At 67.6% G+C, this 16,749-nt stretch carries 16 protein-coding genes; 7 read left to right on the top strand and 9 right to left on the bottom strand.

Annotation, left to right across the window (positions count from 1 at the left end):
* Nucleotide 1: 1 nt before the first annotated feature.
* Both AC1DTF_RS18550 and AC1DTF_RS18545 read right to left on the bottom strand, forming a co-directional pair.
* Nucleotides 2–1,360 (bottom strand): PE-PPE domain-containing protein, encoded by a 1,359-nt coding sequence (locus AC1DTF_RS18550; protein ID WP_477475114.1) that lies wholly within the window; start codon nt 1,358–1,360, stop codon nt 2–4.
* A gap of 196 nt (nt 1,361–1,556) precedes the next feature.
* Nucleotides 1,557–2,111, bottom strand: coding sequence for a TetR/AcrR family transcriptional regulator (locus AC1DTF_RS18545; protein WP_477475113.1), 555 nt, complete (start codon nt 2,109–2,111; stop codon nt 1,557–1,559).
* Nucleotides 2,112–2,276: 165 nt separating this feature from the next.
* On the opposite strand from AC1DTF_RS18545, the gene AC1DTF_RS18540 reads away from it, so the two are divergent.
* Genes AC1DTF_RS18540 through AC1DTF_RS18525 form a run of 4 tightly spaced genes read left to right on the top strand, consistent with a single transcriptional unit; the run spans nt 2,277 to nt 6,616 of the window.
* Nucleotides 2,277–3,458, top strand: a complete 1,182-nt coding sequence (locus tag AC1DTF_RS18540; RefSeq protein WP_477475112.1) for a cytochrome P450 — start codon at nt 2,277–2,279, stop codon at nt 3,456–3,458.
* Between the two features lie 60 nt (nt 3,459–3,518).
* On the top strand, nt 3,519–4,586 hold the full coding sequence (locus AC1DTF_RS18535) for an NAD-dependent epimerase/dehydratase family protein (RefSeq protein WP_477475111.1): 1,068 nt from the start codon (nt 3,519–3,521) through the stop codon (nt 4,584–4,586).
* On the top strand, nt 4,583–5,380 hold the full coding sequence (locus AC1DTF_RS18530; RefSeq protein ID WP_057165681.1) for an SDR family NAD(P)-dependent oxidoreductase: 798 nt from the start codon (nt 4,583–4,585) through the stop codon (nt 5,378–5,380). Before AC1DTF_RS18535 ends, AC1DTF_RS18530 begins: the two co-directional genes overlap by 4 nt.
* 21 nt (nt 5,381–5,401) lie before the next feature.
* Nucleotides 5,402–6,616 carry an AI-2E family transporter gene (locus AC1DTF_RS18525; RefSeq protein ID WP_477475110.1) on the top strand — a complete coding sequence of 405 codons (1,215 nt, stop codon included), beginning with the start codon at nt 5,402–5,404 and terminating at the stop codon, nt 6,614–6,616.
* Here AC1DTF_RS18525 and AC1DTF_RS18520 read toward each other — a convergent pair.
* Complete coding sequence (locus tag AC1DTF_RS18520; RefSeq protein WP_477475109.1) at nt 6,613–7,257, bottom strand: DUF4245 domain-containing protein; 645 nt, start codon at nt 7,255–7,257, stop codon at nt 6,613–6,615. The genes AC1DTF_RS18525 and AC1DTF_RS18520 overlap by 4 nt on opposite strands.
* 55 nt (nt 7,258–7,312) lie before the next feature.
* On the opposite strand from AC1DTF_RS18520, the gene glpX reads away from it, so the two are divergent.
* The 3 genes from glpX to AC1DTF_RS18505 are packed head-to-tail and all read left to right on the top strand — an operon-like array spanning nt 7,313 to nt 10,182.
* Entirely contained in the window at nt 7,313–8,341 is a 1,029-nt protein-coding gene (gene glpX, locus AC1DTF_RS18515; RefSeq protein ID WP_057165678.1) for a class II fructose-bisphosphatase, read from the top strand.
* Nucleotides 8,342–8,371: 30 nt separating this feature from the next.
* Nucleotides 8,372–9,763: a class II fumarate hydratase gene (locus AC1DTF_RS18510; protein ID WP_477475108.1), complete on the top strand. Its 1,392-nt coding sequence runs from the start codon at nt 8,372–8,374 to the stop codon at nt 9,761–9,763.
* On the top strand, nt 9,760–10,182 hold the full coding sequence (locus tag AC1DTF_RS18505; protein WP_057165676.1) for a nuclear transport factor 2 family protein: 423 nt from the start codon (nt 9,760–9,762) through the stop codon (nt 10,180–10,182). The genes AC1DTF_RS18510 and AC1DTF_RS18505 overlap by 4 nt, the downstream gene beginning before the upstream one ends.
* Here AC1DTF_RS18505 and AC1DTF_RS18500 read toward each other — a convergent pair.
* The 6 genes from AC1DTF_RS18500 to AC1DTF_RS18475 all read right to left on the bottom strand — a co-directional run bounded on the left by AC1DTF_RS18500 (nt 10,179) and on the right by AC1DTF_RS18475 (nt 16,747).
* Entirely contained in the window at nt 10,179–10,655 is a 477-nt protein-coding gene (locus AC1DTF_RS18500; RefSeq protein ID WP_477475107.1) for a PRC-barrel domain-containing protein, read from the bottom strand. The two genes, AC1DTF_RS18505 and AC1DTF_RS18500, sit on opposite strands and share 4 nt — an antisense overlap.
* A gap of 37 nt (nt 10,656–10,692) precedes the next feature.
* Nucleotides 10,693–11,553 (bottom strand): polysaccharide deacetylase family protein, encoded by an 861-nt coding sequence (locus AC1DTF_RS18495; RefSeq protein ID WP_477475106.1) that lies wholly within the window; start codon nt 11,551–11,553, stop codon nt 10,693–10,695.
* 76 nt (nt 11,554–11,629) lie between these two features.
* A complete protein-coding gene (locus AC1DTF_RS18490; RefSeq protein WP_057165673.1) occupies nt 11,630–12,943 on the bottom strand; it encodes a PhoH family protein in 1,314 nt (437 codons plus the stop codon).
* 199 nt (nt 12,944–13,142) lie between these two features.
* Nucleotides 13,143–13,973 carry an acyl-ACP desaturase gene (locus tag AC1DTF_RS18485; RefSeq protein ID WP_057165672.1) on the bottom strand — a complete coding sequence of 277 codons (831 nt, stop codon included), beginning with the start codon at nt 13,971–13,973 and terminating at the stop codon, nt 13,143–13,145.
* Nucleotides 13,974–14,027: 54 nt separating this feature from the next.
* The gene (locus tag AC1DTF_RS18480) at nt 14,028–15,482 is read right to left on the bottom strand and encodes a glycine hydroxymethyltransferase (RefSeq protein ID WP_057165671.1); all 1,455 of its coding nucleotides are present in this window, start codon (nt 15,480–15,482) and stop codon (nt 14,028–14,030) included.
* A 50-nt stretch (nt 15,483–15,532) separates the two neighbouring features.
* A complete protein-coding gene (locus AC1DTF_RS18475) occupies nt 15,533–16,747 on the bottom strand; it encodes a DUF885 domain-containing protein (protein ID WP_235570760.1) in 1,215 nt (404 codons plus the stop codon).
* Nucleotides 16,748–16,749: the final 2 nt, after the last annotated feature.

Here is a 16,749-nt window from a genome sequence, read left to right as displayed (position 1 = left end):
CCTACGCCGCGGCGTCGGCGGGAGGATCCGCCGGTTTGTCGTCGGCAACTGGCGAATCCTGCTGATTCTCGACGTCTTCCGCGGTCTCGACATCGACGTCATTCTCGGGTGATGCCGGCGACGTGGGCTCGTCCAGATCACCGACGGACCCCGAAACTTCCCTGGAAGTGTCGTCGAGATCGGCCAGATCCCGCCGGAACGACTGCTCTGTCGGCGGATCATCCTCGATCAGTTCGTCCTCCTCGGCTCGCGGCACGTCCGCAACATCCTGCGATGCCACGTCGAAACTTTCCCGCAGAGGTGTCGGACGGTCGGCACGTGACTCGTTGGTGTCGGCCGTCATCAGCGCCGACGGTCCCGTAACCGGCGCCGGTGTCGGCGGCGCCGGTGGTGCCGTCCACAGCAAGCGGCCGTTGTCGAAACGCAGCCCCAGCCCCGGGGTCAGGCCCGAGTAACCCGCCCTGATCCACGGGAGCAACAACTCGTTGAGTCGGTCCACGATCGCACCGGGCACGCCGAGCTGGCGCAACGGGCGGGTGATGGGCAGGCTCGGCTCCGGGATCATGTAGGTCGTGACGCGTCCGCCGAGCGTATTGGTGACATCCGACACCAGTACCGCATCATCCAGGTCACTCATCGCGGCCCGGGAATGATCATTGGACCCGTTGACCGTGTACAGCGCGCCCATGACGGCATTCATGACGGCGAGCGCGTTCCACGGGCGGTCCGGCGGAGCCGCCCAACCGTCCCACTGCCCGTACACCACCACCGTGTCATAGCGACTGTCCGGCACGGTGTGGAACGTGACACCGATGAGCGGAATGGTCACGCCCCGCGCGTACATCTGCCCGAAGCCGCGGGACTCGCCGCCGAAGACGTAGAAGGTGATGCTCCCCGTGGGAGGCGCCTCGGACTCCGAAAGTCCTTGCAGATGGGCGATCTCCCGGTCGATCACCATGGTGCCCAGGCTCAGCCCGGCGACCGAAACCGTGTTGCCCTTTGCCAGTTCCGCCAGAATCGCGGTGTGCAGCGCGGCCTGGCCCGCGGCCAGCGACTGGTCGCCCGTCAACGCGGCGGTACCCCACAGCGGCCCCAGCTGCGCCGGATAGTTCAGCGGCACCGGTGTCATACCGGGCAGCCAATTGCTCCCGACGTTCGAGGCGTGATGCAACCACCCGTCCTGGGTGAAACCGGCATCACCGAGGACGTCGGAAACGCCTGGAAGATCGCTGGGGCGCGCGCCGTTGATGCCGATGCGGCTCTGCCCGGCATAGGCCGAGGGTGCGGCGACCAGCACCACCGCTGCGCTCAGTACGGCGAGCGTCCCACGCCAGCGTGCGTTGTATCGACGTGGCAGCATGGCCATCCCCCTACTTGCAGACGGAAACAGGCAAACCGCTGGCGGGCTTGCGCCATGTCACTGATGACTGCAGATAGCGTGAAACTACGTCATCAGCAAAGAGGGCGCAGCGAGAAATTTTAATTTCCGTCAATTTTGACCATCAGGCCAGCACGCGGGGACCACATTCATCCGAACGGATGACAACGCAGTCCGCTCAGGTCGACGACTCACCGAACGCCGGCGCCACAAACCGTCGCACGAAACGCTTTTCGGTCGCAGCATCGGACACCGGCCAGAACAGCAGTGCCAGCACCACTCGCACGATCCATCCCGCAGCCTCCGGATCGTCATCGGCGATGCCGGCGAATTCGGCGGCAAAACCCATCACCGCGTCCGACGCCGTGAGCGATCGTGCACCTGGTGCCCCGACCACCGTCGCCGCCAACGGGTCGGCACGTATCTCGTCGAGAGCAACGAAGATCGCCGTCTGCACCCGGTCGGATCCAGTCCGGCCTGCGACGGCCGCGCGGACCGTCTCGACGATCTTCGCCGCCGACCGGGCCAGCACGGCGTCTCGGATCTGCACCTTGGTACCTGCGTGCCGGTACACCGTGGCCCGGGAACAGTGCACGACAGCGGCGAGGTCGTCGATGTCGATATCGGCGAAGCCACTGCGCGCCATCATGTCGGCGGCAGCCGCGTAGATGCGTTCGGCGGCCACCGTGCGGCGGTCACCGCCCACCAACCAGTCCTGACCACGTGGAGACATATCGAGGTGAGTATCTCAGCTTGAGACGAATATGTTGCACTTTCTCACGGTGGTCGCAGGTCAGCAGCACCGCATGAGACGACCCCAACGGCGGTTCTGCGATGCCCGGTATCGACTTCGTCCGATCCTGTTGACGCCATCCGGCGCGCGCCCGATGCTGGCAAAGTGATTGCCGCGCAGGACTTTTTCTCACAGTCCGCCCTGACCGACCCGTATCCGCTCTACGATCGGCTGCGCGCCGACCCCGTGCAGCAGGTCGGTGACAGCGACTTCTTCGTGGTATCGACCTGGGACGCCGTCGTCGAGGCGACTGCCCGCCCGGAGGACTTCTCGTCGAACCTCACCGCCACCATGGTGTACCGGCCGGACGGCACCGTTTCGCCGTTCCAGATGGAGGGTCTCGGCGGTGTGTCCCACGTGCTTGCCACCGCCGATGATCCTGTCCACGCGGCCCACCGCAAACCGGTTTTGCTCGAGCTCGCCGCCAAACGGCTGCCGTCACTGCAACCGGTGATCAGTGGTGCCTTCGACGAACTGTGGACCGCCGGCGACCTGGAGTGGATGTCATCGGTCGCCAACCGGTTACCCATGATGGTGGTCGCTCATCTGCTTGGACTACCCGATGCGGATGTCGATGACCTGGTGCGTCGGGCTTACGCCAGCACCCAACTCATGGACGGACTGGTCGAAGCCGACCAGCTGGAAGCAGCGGCACTGGCCGCGTTGGAGCTGGGCGCCTATCTGATCGATCGATTCGACACCGCGGCAACGCATCCCGGAGACCACCTGATGGGCAGGCTGGCCACGACCCCCGGCCTGGATCCGACCACTGCGGGCTTCATCCTGATCCAGCTCGTCGCCGCGGGCGCCGAGTCGACGGCCTCATTGCTGGGCAGTGCGGCGTGGCTGCTGGGCACCCGGCCCGATGTGCAGCGTCAGCTTCGCGACCGGCCCGAGACGCTGGACGCCTTCATCAACGAGGTATTGCGCTACGAATCACCGTTCCGCGGCCACTACCGACACGTCGTGAACGACTGCACCCTTGCCGGGACAGAACTGCGAGCCGGCCAGCGCCTGCTACTGCTGTGGGGTGCGGCCAATCGTGACCCGCGACAGTTCGAGTCCCCCAACGAGTTCCGGATCGACCGCAGCGCCGCGCGGACCCACCTGGGATTCGGGAAGGGGCTGCACTTCTGTGTCGGCGCCGCACTGGCCCGCATGGAAGCACGCGTCGTCCTCGGCAGCCTCCTGGAACACACCACCTGGGTACAGGCTCCGCGAGAGCCGGAATGGCTGCCCAGCGTGCTTGTTCGCCGACCCGCTCGGTTGGATCTGAAGATGTACTAAGCAACGGAGGCTCCGTTCGCTACTGTGACAGACGTTCCGCCCCCGGCTGATGGAGTTCCGATGACCGAAACCGTGTTGGTGACCGGCGCCTTCGGGCTGGTCGGTTCGGCAACCGTGCACCGCCTCGCCGCCGACGGACGGCGCGTGATCGCCACCGACCTGGACGTCCCGGCCAACCGGAAGGCGGCCGAGTCCCTGCCGGTCGGCGTCACGGTGCGCTGGGCCGATCTCACCGACCCCACTGCGGTCGGCGGGCTCGTCGACGAGGTGGCGCCGGCGGCGATCATCCATCTCGCGGCGATCATTCCGCCATTCATCTACCAGCGCCGCGGGCTCGCGGAACGCGTCAACGTCGATGCCACCGCCAGCCTGGTGCGCGCTTCCGAAAAACTCTCCACGCCACCACGGTTCGTGCTTGCTTCCAGCATTGCCGTCTACGGCTCACGGAACCCGCACACGGTCGAGGGCGTGCTCACCGCGGACACCCCGGTCAACCCCGCCGACATCTACGGCGACCACAAGGTCAAGGCCGAGAAGATCGTGCGGACCTCCGCGTTGGACTGGGTCATCCTGCGGCTGGGTGGAGTGCTGACCGCCAACCCCGGCTCGTACATGAAGATCGACAACTTCTACTTCGAGGGCATGCTGCCCACCGACGGCCGGCTCCAGACCGTCGACGTGCGCGACGTGGCGAGCGCCTTCGCGGCGGCCACCACGGCCGACGCACTGGGTGAGACATTGCTCATCGGCGGTGACGACGCCACCCACCGCTTGTTGCAGGGCGACGTGGCCCCCGCGATGGCCGCCGCCCTCGGGCTGGTGGGCGGACTGCCCACCGGGCTCAAGGGCGACCCGAAGAACGACGACAGCTGGTTCAACACCGACTGGATGGACACCACCAGGGCCCAGGAAGTTCTTGGCTTCCAGCATTATTCGTGGCCCGACATGTTGATCGAGACCGCAGAGAACGCCGGCATCAAGCGACCCCTGCTGCGCGTCGTCGCGCCGCTGGCCAAGCAGATCCTCAAGCGGCGAACGGCATATCACGGCACGGGCCTGCGCTATGCGGACCCGTGGAAGGCGATCGCCGACAAATGGGGCGACCCACGACCGGAGGTTCACGCATGACGGAGGCAGGTTCGGTGGCGGGGAAACCGGCTTCCGGGGCGACGGGCAAAGTAGCCGTGGTGATCGGCGGGGCCTCCGGTATCGGCTGGGCCTCCGCGCAGGCGCTGGCCGCCGAAGGTTACCGCGTCGTCGTGGCCGACCGCAACGTCGACGGAGCGCAGGCCCGGGCCGCCGAACTCGGTGCCCCGCACTCGGGTGCCGCGGTCGATGTCGTCGACGAAGCTTCGGTGGCAAGGCTTTTCGATGGCGTCGGTGTCGTGGATGCGGTGGTGAGCTGTGCCGGCTTCTCCAACATCGGGCTCATCGTCGACCTCGCCGTCGAGGACTTCCGGGCCGTCATCGACGTCTGCCTCAACGGTGCGTTCATCGTCGCCAAATACGCCGGCCGGCATCTGAACGACGGCGGCGCACTGGTTTCCATCTCCTCCCTGAACGGCCGTCAGCCCGCCGCGGGTATGAGCGCCTACTGCTCCGCCAAGGCCGGACTGTCGATGCTCACCCAGGTCGCAGCACTGGAGTTGGCGCCGCGCGGAATCCGGGTCAACGCCGTCGCCCCCGGCTTCGTGCACACCCCGCTGACCGAGGGCGCGGCCCTGGTGCCCGGCGTCGTCGAGGAGTACGTGGAGAACACGCCGCTGGGCCGGGCAGGCACTCCCGAGGACATCGCCGAGGCCGTCGTGTTCCTCACGAAGGCGTCCTGGCTGACCGGTGAGGTGCTCGATCTGAACGGTGGATCGCACATGAAGCGGTACCCGGATCTGCTCGGGCACATCATGAAGCTCGCGCAACAGTGACCGAACCTGTCAAATAGAGCCGTGAAAACGGAGTTCACCCTCAGCCAGAAGCGGGCTCTGGCGATCGCGACCGTCATCGCGATCCTGTTCGGCGCCTACTTCCTGCGCGGCTTCTTCATCCTGATCGTCGTAGCGGCGGTGGTGGCCTACCTGTTCGACCCGCTCTACGAGCGGCTGCGCAAGCGGTTCAGCTCCGGGCTGTCGGCCACCCTGACCCTGTTCGCGGCCCTGGCCATCGTGATCATCCCGATCAGCGGTGCGGTGGCCATCGGTGTCGTCCAGATCACCAACATGGTGCGCAGCGTCGCCGACTGGGTGGGCCAGACCGATCTGAGCACCCTCGGGGACCGATCCCTGCGGGTGGTCAACGGGCTGCTCGACCGGGTGCCGTTCCTGAAGAGCACCGACATCACCCCCGATCAATTGCAGCACTGGGTGGTGACGTTCGCCCAGCGGGCCGGCGAATGGGGTCTGACGTTCCTGCAGGGCGCGGCCGGCGGGCTGTTCGGCGGGCTGACCGCCGCCATCATCTTCCTGTACGTGTTCATCTCGATGTTGGTCAACGGCGATGACCTGCGGATGCTGATCCGCCGGCTCAACCCGCTGGGCGAGGAGGCCACCGACCTGTACCTGGCCAAGATGGCGGCCATGGTCCGCGGCACCGTGCGCGGGCAGTTCGTCATCGCACTGGCCCAGGGCATCGCCGGCGCCATCTCGATCTACATCGCCGGTTTCCACGACGGGTTCTTCATCTTCGCGATCCTGTTGTCGGCGCTGTCGGTGATCCCTCTCGGCGGCGGCATCGTCACCATCCCGTTCGGCATCGGGCTGGCGCTGTTCGGCAATGTCATCGGCGGCATCTTCGTCATCGTCTTCCACCTCATCGTGGTCACCAACATCGACAATGTGCTGCGCCCGATCCTGGTGCCCAAGGAGGCCAAGCTCGATTCCGCGCTGATGCTGCTGTCGGTGTTCGCCGGGATCAGCATGTTCGGCTTCCTCGGCATCGTGATCGGCCCGGTGGTGATGATCGTCATCGTCACCACGATCAGCGTCTACCTGTGGGTCTACAAGGGTGTCCCGATGGACATGGGTACCGAGGCCCTGGAAGACGAACCCGATGAACCCAGCAAGCTGAGACAACTCATCGCCCGGGCCCGCGCCCGTCGCCACACCCCGCAACCGGTACCAGCTGCGACCGACCCTGCGGCCGACAAGACCGACAAGACCGACTAAGCGGGCAGCGGGGTCTGCGTCTGCACGGCCTTGGCCAGCGTGCGGAAATCGCCGGCTGATCCGGCTCCGGTGATCGCGAGCTGCGCCGAGTCCGGCAGGCGCGTGGTCCAGATGGGCTCCCCCTCACCCGGTTCGTAGACCACCCAGTTCACCCCGTCGACGTCCTGCACCCCGGTGGGCACCGCTTCGGGATCCAGGTACCCGACCAGCCGGGCCTCATCGGCGTTGCTCTGCGTGAGGCTCAGATACATCTTGCTCGGCGCGATGTAGCCGACCCGCGATGTCACCGCGCGGACCGGCTGACCCGTCGCCGGGTCGGTGCGGCCACCGTCGATACCCCCGCGGGACCCGGAATTGGGCTGCCAGCCCTCGGGCAGTTCCGGCAGCCTGACCGGGAACTTCAGCACCTCGGCATCGGCCTGCAGCGCTGCCGGGGCGTCGAACTGCGGGATGTCGCCCTGGCCGGGGCCGCTGGGCGCGAACGAGCACATGCCCAGCACGCCGGCCAGCACGATGCAGATCAGCACCAACGGCGCCATCGACCAGAACATGTCGCGGCCGTCCTGCAGGAGACGGTCCTTGGCGGGCCGGGGAACCGGCACCATCACCGGTGCGTCGGGCTTCGGTTCCGGGGTGCTCATGACAGCCAGTATCCCAGTTCCCGAACTTCGACCCGCTAATGGGACAATCTGGCCCATGACGCCTTCGCGCCGGGAAGCCCCAGACCGCAACCTCGCCCTCGAACTCGTGCGAGTCACCGAAGCCGGAGCCATGGCCGCGGGCCGTTGGGTCGGTCGCGGTGACAAGGAGGGCGGCGACGGCGCCGCCGTCGATGCCATGCGCGAGCTGGTGAACTCCGTCTCGATGCGCGGCGTCGTGGTCATCGGGGAGGGCGAGAAGGACAACGCCCCGATGCTCTACAACGGCGAAGAGGTCGGCAACGGCGACGGACCCGACTGCGATTTCGCCGTCGACCCCGTCGATGGCACCACCCTGATGAGCAAGGGCATGCCCAACGCCATCTCGGTGCTCGCGGTCGCCGAGCGCGGCGCCATGTTCGATCCGTCGGCGGTCTACTACATGCACAAGATCGCCGTCGGCCCGGACGCCGCCGACGTCCTCGACATCACCGCGCCGATCGCCGAGAACATCAAGCGGGTCGCCAAGGTCAAGAAGTCCAGCGTCGCCGACCTGACCGTCTGCATCCTGGACCGGCCGCGCCACGCCCAGCTGATCGCCGACGTCCGCGAGGCCGGCGCCCGCATCCGGCTGATCTCCGACGGCGACGTCGCCGGTGCCATCGCCGCGTGCCGCCCCGGTTCCGGCACCGACCTGCTCGCCGGTATCGGTGGCACCCCGGAGGGCATCATCGCCGCCGCCGCCATCCGCTGTATGGGCGGCGCCATCCAGGCCGTGCTGGCCCCCACCGACGATGACGAGAAGCAGAAGGCCATCGACCGCGGCTACGACCTGGACCGGGTGCTGCTCACCGAGGATCTGGTCTCCGGCGAGAACGTCTTCTTCTCCGCCACCGGTGTCACCGACGGCGACCTGCTCAAGGGCGTCCAGTACTCCGGCGGCGGCGCCACCACCCAGTCGATCGTGATGCGGTCCAAGTCCGGCACCGTCCGGATGATCGAGGCCTACCACCGGCTGTCCAAGCTCAACGAGTACTCCTCGGTGGACTTCACCGGGGACCTGTCCGCAGCACATCCTCTCCCCTGACCGCATAAGCGACCCACGAAAAGGACCCAGATGACCGACAGCGACGTCGAGTACCGGATCGAGCACGACACCATGGGTGAGGTCCGGGTTCCGGTCAACGCCCTGTGGCGCGCCCAGACCCAGCGGGCAGTGGAGAACTTCCCGATCTCGTTCCGCCCGCTCGAGCGCACCCAGATCCGCGCGATGGGCCTGTTGAAGGGCGCCTGCGCCCAGGTGAACAAGGACCTCGGACTGCTGGCCGCCGACAAGGCCGACGCCATCATCGCCGCCGCCGCCGAGATCGCCGACGGCCTGCACGACGACCAGTTCCCCATCGACGTCTTCCAGACCGGTTCGGGCACCAGCTCGAACATGAACGCCAATGAGGTCATCGCGTCCATCGCGGCGGCCAACGGCGTCACGATCCACCCCAACGACGATGTCAACATGTCGCAGAGCTCGAATGACACCTTCCCCACGGCCACGCACATCGCGGCGACCGAAGCCGCTGTGCGCCACCTGATCCCGGCGCTGGAGGTCCTGCACGAGTCGCTGACCGTCAAGGCGCGGCAGTGGCGCACCACCGTCAAGTCCGGCCGCACCCACCTGATGGACGCCGTGCCGGTGACGCTGGGCCAGGAGTTCGGCGGCTACGCCCGCCAGATCGAGGCCGGTATCGAGCGGGTGAAGGCGACGCTGCCGCGACTGGGTGAGCTGGCCATCGGCGGCACCGCAGTCGGTACCGGCCTCAACGCCCCCGACGGCTTCGGCGCCAAGGTGGTCGACGTGCTGGTGGATCAGACCGGCCTGGCCGAACTGCGCACCGCCACCGACTCTTTCGAAGCCCAGGCCGCCCGCGACGGGCTGGTCGAGGCATCCGGTGCGTTGAAGACCATCGCGGTGTCGCTGACCAAGATCGCCAACGACGTGCGCTGGATGGGCTCGGGTCCGTTGACGGGTCTGGGCGAGCTGCAGCTTCCGGATCTGCAGCCGGGCAGCTCGATCATGCCGGGCAAGGTCAATCCGGTGCTGCCCGAAGCGGTCACCCAGGTGGCCGCGCAGGTCATCGGCAACGACGCCGCGGTCACCGTGGGCGGGCTGTCCGGCGCGTTCGAGCTCAACGTCTACATCCCGATGATGGCGCGAAACGTGCTGGAGTCGTTCACCCTGCTGGCCAACGTCTCGAAGCTGTTCGCGAGCAAGTGTATTGACGGTCTGGTCGCCAACGAGGCGCACCTGCGTGAGCTGGCCGAGTCTTCGCCGTCCATCGTGACGCCGCTGAACTCGGCGATCGGCTACGAGGAGGCCGCCAAGGTCGCCAAGGAAGCCCTCAAGGAGCGCAAGACCATCCGCCAGACGGTGATCGACCGCGGCCTGATCGGCGACAAGCTGTCCGAGTTTGGGGGCCATTCGCGTCTGCTCGGCAAGAAAGGTTGCCCGTGAACGATGACGAACTGAGGGTCCGGGTCGGTGTCAGTGACCTGATGACCACGTACCAGTATCTGGCCGATACCGGCAAGGTCGAGCAGTTGGCCGAGCTGTTCGCCCCGGACGGCATCCTGCAGATCGGCGCAGAGCAGTACACCGGTCCCGACGCGATCCTGCGGATGTTCCGCGACACCGCACAGCGTTTCGCCGACGCCGACTTCCTGCCCGCCCGCCACCACCTCAGCTCGATCTACGTCGAGCCGCGTCCGGACGGTAGCGCGAAGACCTACGCGTGCTTCCAGTTCATCGGCACCCGCGGACTGGACCACTGGGGTACCTACCGGGACGTGGTGGTGCCGGGGCCCGACGGCTGGCGGTTCGGGCACCGCCGGGTGATCACCGAGGGCTACGCACCCGGATCGACGCTCGGCTAACGGGTCGGTTCCGGCTCCTCGAACGTGTCTGGGTGCTGGTTTTCGGCAGGCTCGGGCGGATTCCACGCCGCGGTGTTCACCGCGGTGCCACCCATACCGGCCGCCGCCGAGGCGATGTCCAGTGCGGTGGAATGCGGCGCCGGCGGGTCCGGGGCCTCGGGTTGCGGTTCGTCGAGCCGGTAGTGCCGGGACAGCCGGTCGGCGTCGTCGACCGTGATGCCCTCACCGACCTGCACCGTCGGCGCATCCTTGACCGCCGCCTTGCTGACGGTGAGAGTGACCGCACGGCCCTCCTGGCGCGAGCCGGTCAGCGGAATGAGCGCCTGAGACGTCCGGAACAGGCCGGTGTGCACCTCGGCCCACCTGGGTTCCCGGCTGCGCCCGTCGACGAACAGTTTGTGAATCTTGCCGATCTTGTTGCCCGAAACGTCGTACGCGGTGGCGCCGACGTATTGATCCACCAGACTCGTCATGGACGAGGGGGTAGCCGCCAGGCGGCGGCGACAAACATCACGCGCCGTTGTTGGGCCCGCCGGAGTTGGCGTCCGGGATGTCGGTGATCGGGAAGTTCGGCATCGGCGGAGGCGACGGCGTGGCGGGCAGCGCCGGGATCAGATCTGCCGGGACATCGTGCAGATCGTTTGCGGGCGGGCCGTTTTCGCGGCTGCCGTAGAGGCTGCCCGGGGCACGCGGGCCGAGCAGCTGGCTGACGGTGACCAGGTGGTAGCCGTTGGCCTTCAGTACCGGGATGAACTGGTAGGCCAGATCGACCGTCGAGGAGTAGGTGTCGTGCAGCAGCACCACCGAACCCGGCTTGATCTGGCTCATCAGGATCTGCCGGCTGGCATCGAGGTTGGCGTCGTTGGCCCAGTCGAACGGGATGACGTCCCAGTTGATGTCTGCCAGGCCCTGCTTACCGGCCTCGGCGAGCACCTGGTCGTTGGTCAGTCCGCCCGCGGTGCGCACCAGAGCCGGACGCTGCCCCGTCGCGGCAAGGATCGCCTCGTTGGCCTTGCTGAACTGGGCCGGGACGTCCTCGGCGGGGATGGCCGTCATGTTGGGGTGTTCCCAGGTGTGGCTGCCGATCTCCATCCCGGCCTCGGCGATGCGGCGCGCACCGGCCGGGTCGGCGGCCACCTTGTTACCGATCAGGAAGAACGTGGCCTTGGCGTCGTTGTCGGCCAGGACCTTCAGCAGCCGGTCCGTGTAGGGGCTGGGTCCGTCGTCGAAGGTCAGCGCCACGCATTTCTGCACGGCGCAGTCGACGGTGTCGGCGTCCGCGCGGCGGATGTGCCCGCTCAGCGTGCCGGCAACGACGATCAGCACCGCGGCGACGACCCCCGCCACCGTCCACAACCAGGCCCGTTTCACGCTGGCAGCCTACCGGCCCGCCGATTTCGGCGTGATCGGCTGCGCTCACCGCAACCGATCACGCCGAAGTCCCGCCTCAGGGCAGGGCGTCCGGGGTGATCTCCTCCAGCATTTCGGTGACCAGCGCCGCGATCGGGGACCGCTCGCTGCGCATCAGCGTGATGTGGGCGAACAACGGGTGTCCCTTCAGCTTCTCGATGACGGCGGCGACACCGTCATGGCGGCCGACGCGCAGGTTGTCACGCTGGGCGACATCGTGGGTGAGCACCACCCGCGAACCCGACCCCAGCCGGGACAGCACCGTCAGCAGCACGTTGCGTTCCAACGACTGCGCCTCGTCGACGATCACGAACGAATCATGCAGCGAACGACCGCGAATGTGGGTGAGCGGCAACACTTCCAGCATTCCGCGGGAGAGCACCTCCTCCAGCACCGCCGGGCTGGCCAGTCCCTCCAGCGTGTCGAAGACAGCCTGCGCCCACGGGCCCATCTTCTCGCTCTCGCTGCCGGGCAGGTAGCCCAGATCCTGGCCGCCGACCGCGTACAGCGGCCGGAAGACGACCACCTTGCGCTGGGTGCGGCGTTCCAGCACCGCCTCCAGGCCTGCGCACAGCGCCAGCGCCGACTTTCCGGTGCCGGCCTTGCCGCCGAGCGACACGATGCCGACGGATTCGTCGAGCAGCAGATCGAGGGCGACGCGTTGTTCGGCTGACCTTCCCCGGAGGCCGAACACCTCGCGATCACCACGGACCAGCTGCACCCGCTTATCGGCGTTCACCCTGCCCAGCGCCGAGGAGTTGCCGCCGAGCAGCCGAACCCCGGTGTGGCAGGGCAGATCTCGGGCCGCCGCCAGGTCGAGGTCGCCCTCGGCGAACAGGGCGTCGATCTCCTCGGGGGCCGCGTCGAGCTCGGTCATGCCCGTCCAGCCGGAGGTGACGACATCCTGGGCGTGGTACTCGTCGGCATCCAGACCGACCGCTCCCGCCTTCACGCGCAGCGGGATGTCCTTGCTCACCAGCGTGACGTGCTTGCCCTCGGCGGCCAGGTTGGCCGCACAGGTCAGGATGCGCGCATCGTTGGTGTCGGTGCGGAAGCCGACCGGCAGCACCGTGGGGTCGCTGTGGTTCAGCTCGATGTGCAGCACACCGCCGTGTTTACCGACGGGAATGGGCTGATCGAGCCGCCCGTGTTCCAATCGCAGATCGTCGAAAAGACGTAGAGCCTGGCGGGCGAACCAGCCAAGTTCGTGATGGTGCCGTTTGGCCTCCAACTCGCTGATAACCACGAGAGGGACGACCACCTCATGCTCGGCGAACCGTGTGCATGCCCAGGGATCGGACAGCAGCACGGAGGTGTCGAGCACGTAGGTCCGGATCGGCGAATCGGTCACGAGGCGCTCCTAGACCTCCGCGGCCCCGCGGAAGCATTTCGGCGGGCACCGCGGTACCGAGGACCGGGGCCGGTCCCGTTCTCGCTGGAAGATCGGTACCGCCCGGACAGCAAAGCAATTCGCTAGCCATCGGAATCGACGCTACTCCCGGTCCACCGGGTGCGCTCGGCAGGCGCGCCGGGCCTACCGGCACAACAGGTTACGCGCCGGTGAACTCTCGTAACTCTGGTTCCTCGGCGACGCCCCACGCGGCGATCCGGTCGGCGATAACAGCACGTCGGGCGGCCTCGTCGAAGATGCCGGCCTCGGCGACGGTGGCGCGCTTGTCGGCGTAGGCCTCGATGTCCCCGCCCAGCACGTCGAGCTCGGCGGCGCGGCGGGCGATGGCGCTCACGGTCTCGGCGCGGGTGTCGGTGGCCAGGCAATGCGCGACCAGGTTTCCGAAGAACTCCTCGTGGCGTTCCTCGTCGGCGGCGATCCGGCCGATCAGGCCGGATAGCGTCGGCTCTTCGACCTGCGCCTGCAGGTTGCGGGTGAACACCGCGTGCTCGCGCTCGAAGAAGGTCATGAAGACCAGGGTCTCGATCTGGCTGAACCGGTCGGCCCGGTAGCCCTTCATGACGTGCTCGACGCGGACGTCCTCGTTGGCCGAGGGGTCGATCTCGCGGGTGACCACCAGGTAGTTGCGCAGCGCGATGGCGTGCAGATGCTCCTCGGCGGTCCAGCGGCCGATCCAGCGGCCCCACTTTTCCTCGAGGATGAAGTGCTCGACGATCTCGCGATGGTGCGCGGCGAGGTTGTCCTTGGTGATGAGCAGGATCTCGCAGGCGTCGGTGACCGGCTTGGGCAGCGTCACCTGTGACGGATCCCAGTCCTTGCCGCCCAGGAAGGCGAAGTTCTCCCCCTGGTCGAACGGCACGTAGTCGTGGCCGTACCAGGGCTCCTCGGAGGCGAGGTGCCGTGACAGGTTCTCCGCCACGACCGGCTCGAGCTCAAGGATCAGCGCGTTGGCAACGGGTTTCTCAGCCATAAAAGTAACTGTAACCCGCATTCACACGTTTCTTAAAATCCGCCACCCGGCGTGTTAGAGAGTGAGTCCCGGGTACAGCGGGTTGGCCGCCAGGATCTCCGCCGACGCGGACTTCACCCAGTCCGCGGTGGAGTCCACGAGCGTGTACTTGGCCTTGGATGTCCCCTGAGGCTCCGTGTTCTTGAGCACCTCGACGACGAGTTCGGCCACCCGGTCGAACTCGGCGGCGCCGAAGCCGCGGGTGGTCAGCGCCGGGGTGCCGAACCGGATGCCGCTGGTGTACCAGGCACCGTTCGGGTCGGCCGGGATGGAGTTGCGGTTGGTGACGACGCCGGCGTCCAGCAGCGCCGACTCGGCTTGCCGGCCGGTCAGCCCGAACGAGGTGACGTCCAGCAGCACCAGGTGGTTGTCGGTGCCGCCGGTGACCAGTCGTGCGCCCCGCTTGAGGAAGCCGTCGGCCAGCGCCTTGGCATTGTCGGCCACAGCCTGCGCGTACTCGCGGAACGCCGGCTGGCGGGCCTCCGCCAGCGCCACGGCCTTGGCCGCCATCACATGCGAGAGCGGTCCGCCGAGCACCATCGGGCAGCCCTTGTCGACGGCGGGCGCGTACTCCTCGGTGGCCAGCACCAGGCCGCCACGCGGTCCGCGCAGCGACTTGTGCGTGGTGGTGGTGGTGACGTGCGCGTGCGGCACCGGATCCTCGTCACCGGTGAACACCTTGCCGGCCACCAGGCCGGCGAAGTGGGCCATGTCGACCAGCAGGGTGGCGCCGACCTCGTCGGCGATCTCGCGCATCGTGGCGAAGTTGACCCGGCGCGGGTAGGCCGAATAACCGGCGACCAGGATCAGCGGCTTGAACTCGCGGGCCGCGGCGGCGACTGCGGCGTAGTCGATCAGGCCGGTCTCCGGGTCGGTGCCGTAGCTGCGCTGATGGAACATCTTGCCGGACACGTTGGGCCGGAAGCCGTGGGTGAGGTGGCCACCGGTTTCCAGGGACATGCCGAGCAGCCGCTGGTTGCCCAGCTTGGCGCGCAGCTTCTCCCAGTCCTGTTCGGACAGATCGTTGACGTGCTTGGCGCCGAGTTCCGCAAGCCCCGGGGCTTCGATGCGGGTCGCCAGGATGGCCCAGTAGGCGACCAGGTTGGCGTCGATCCCGGAGTGCGGCTGCGCGTAGGCGTACGGGGCGCCGAACAGTTCGCGGGCGTGCTCGGCGGCGAGCGCCTCGACGGTGTCGACGTTCTGGCAGGCCGCGTAGAAACGGTGCCCGACGGTGCCCTCGGCGTACTTGTCGGAGAACCAGGTGCCCATGGTCAACAGCACGGCCGGCGACGCATAGTTCTCACTGGCGATCAGCTTGAGCGAATCACGCTGATCGGCAAGCTCTTTGCGGGTCGCGGCGGCGATACGGGGCTCCACCGACTCGATCACCTGCAGCGCGGCCCGGTAGGCCTCGCTGGCGGTGGCGGCGTACTCAACACCCGGAGCGGTCAACGACGAGTCGGCAGTCATGCCTCCAGCCTAAACGCCGTGGTGGCCGTCGCCGAAACCTACCGACCCGGTCAGGCCGCCCGCAGGCTGGACGGGATCAGTGGCTCGTCGAGCAGCCTGCCGAACCGTTCGGTCAGCGACACCCCGGCGGGCCGGTTGTCGATCCACGCCCGCAGCAGCCGGTACCCCTCGACATAGGTGCTGGTGTAGGCGCGCCACAGCGGGGAGGACAGGAAGCGCAGCATCTGCCGGGCCCGGTCGTCGCTGACCAGCAGCCATCGGCTCAGGTAGGCCGCGACGTCGTCGATGTCGCGGTGCTCGTCGTGCAGCATCAGTGCCGCATCCTGGCGCACGTCGGCCAGCGCCGCGGCGGCCTCGGAGATGGCGGCCGAGCGGTCCCCGTCGAACCGCAGGCCCAGGTCGGCATAGATCTCGGCGGCCCAGCCACCCCAGGACGGGCCCTGGACGGCATAGAGCGCCAGATCGGCCAGTCCCTCGGCCATCAGGCACTGCGGGGTGTTGACCAGGAAGATGGTCTGCTCGTCCTGCTGCAGACCGGCCACCAAGCCGGCCTCCTTGCGGCAGTGCTCGGTGTGGTGACCGGGGTAGGACTCGTGGGCGACCAGTCGCGGCAGGTTCGACATCTGCTGTTTGAGGTCGGCGTTGACCGCGACGGTGGACTTGTAGTCGCCGAGGTAGTAGTTGAAGCCCGACCACGGCTTGTCGGTGACGACCTCGTAGGTGATCGTCTCGCTCTCGGGCAGCGGGTAGGTGGCGCGCACGGTGTCTCGCAGCGCCGAGGAGAACGCGTGGATGCACTCCTCGAGGCGGTCCGGCGGGATCTCCTCGCCGGCGCGGTACGCCTGCAACCGCCCCGCCAGCGGACCGCTGCCGCCGAGCGCCTCGTCGAGTTTGGTGTGGGCGTCGCGGTAGCGATCCGGGTCGCCCTTGGCGATGTCGACGTCGAAGTACTCGCGGACCTCCTCGACGAACCCGACGTCCTCGCCGGCGAACTTGCGTCCGGCGCAGGCCAGTGCCTTCAGGTGCGCGGCCAGGTAGCCGGCGCGCTGCTCGTCGAGGCCCTCGGTGCGCGGCACCTCGGCCCACAACCGCTGGGCCTGACGGGCCAGGTCAGCCGGATCCGGGGTGGGTTCGTCGGCGACCTGGCGGCGCAGCGCCGGGTCACCGGTGAAGGAGTCGACATAGCCCTCCTCGATCCGGTCGAACCGCAAGCCCAGCAGCAGGTAATCACGAATCAGCGTGCCCGAATCCATACCGGCGTTCATAG

It is taken from the genome of Mycobacterium sp. P4_H6, assembly GCF_056400845.1.
The sequence above is the reverse complement of the archived record's forward strand: the minus strand, read 5'-3'. Positions and strand labels throughout refer to the sequence as shown.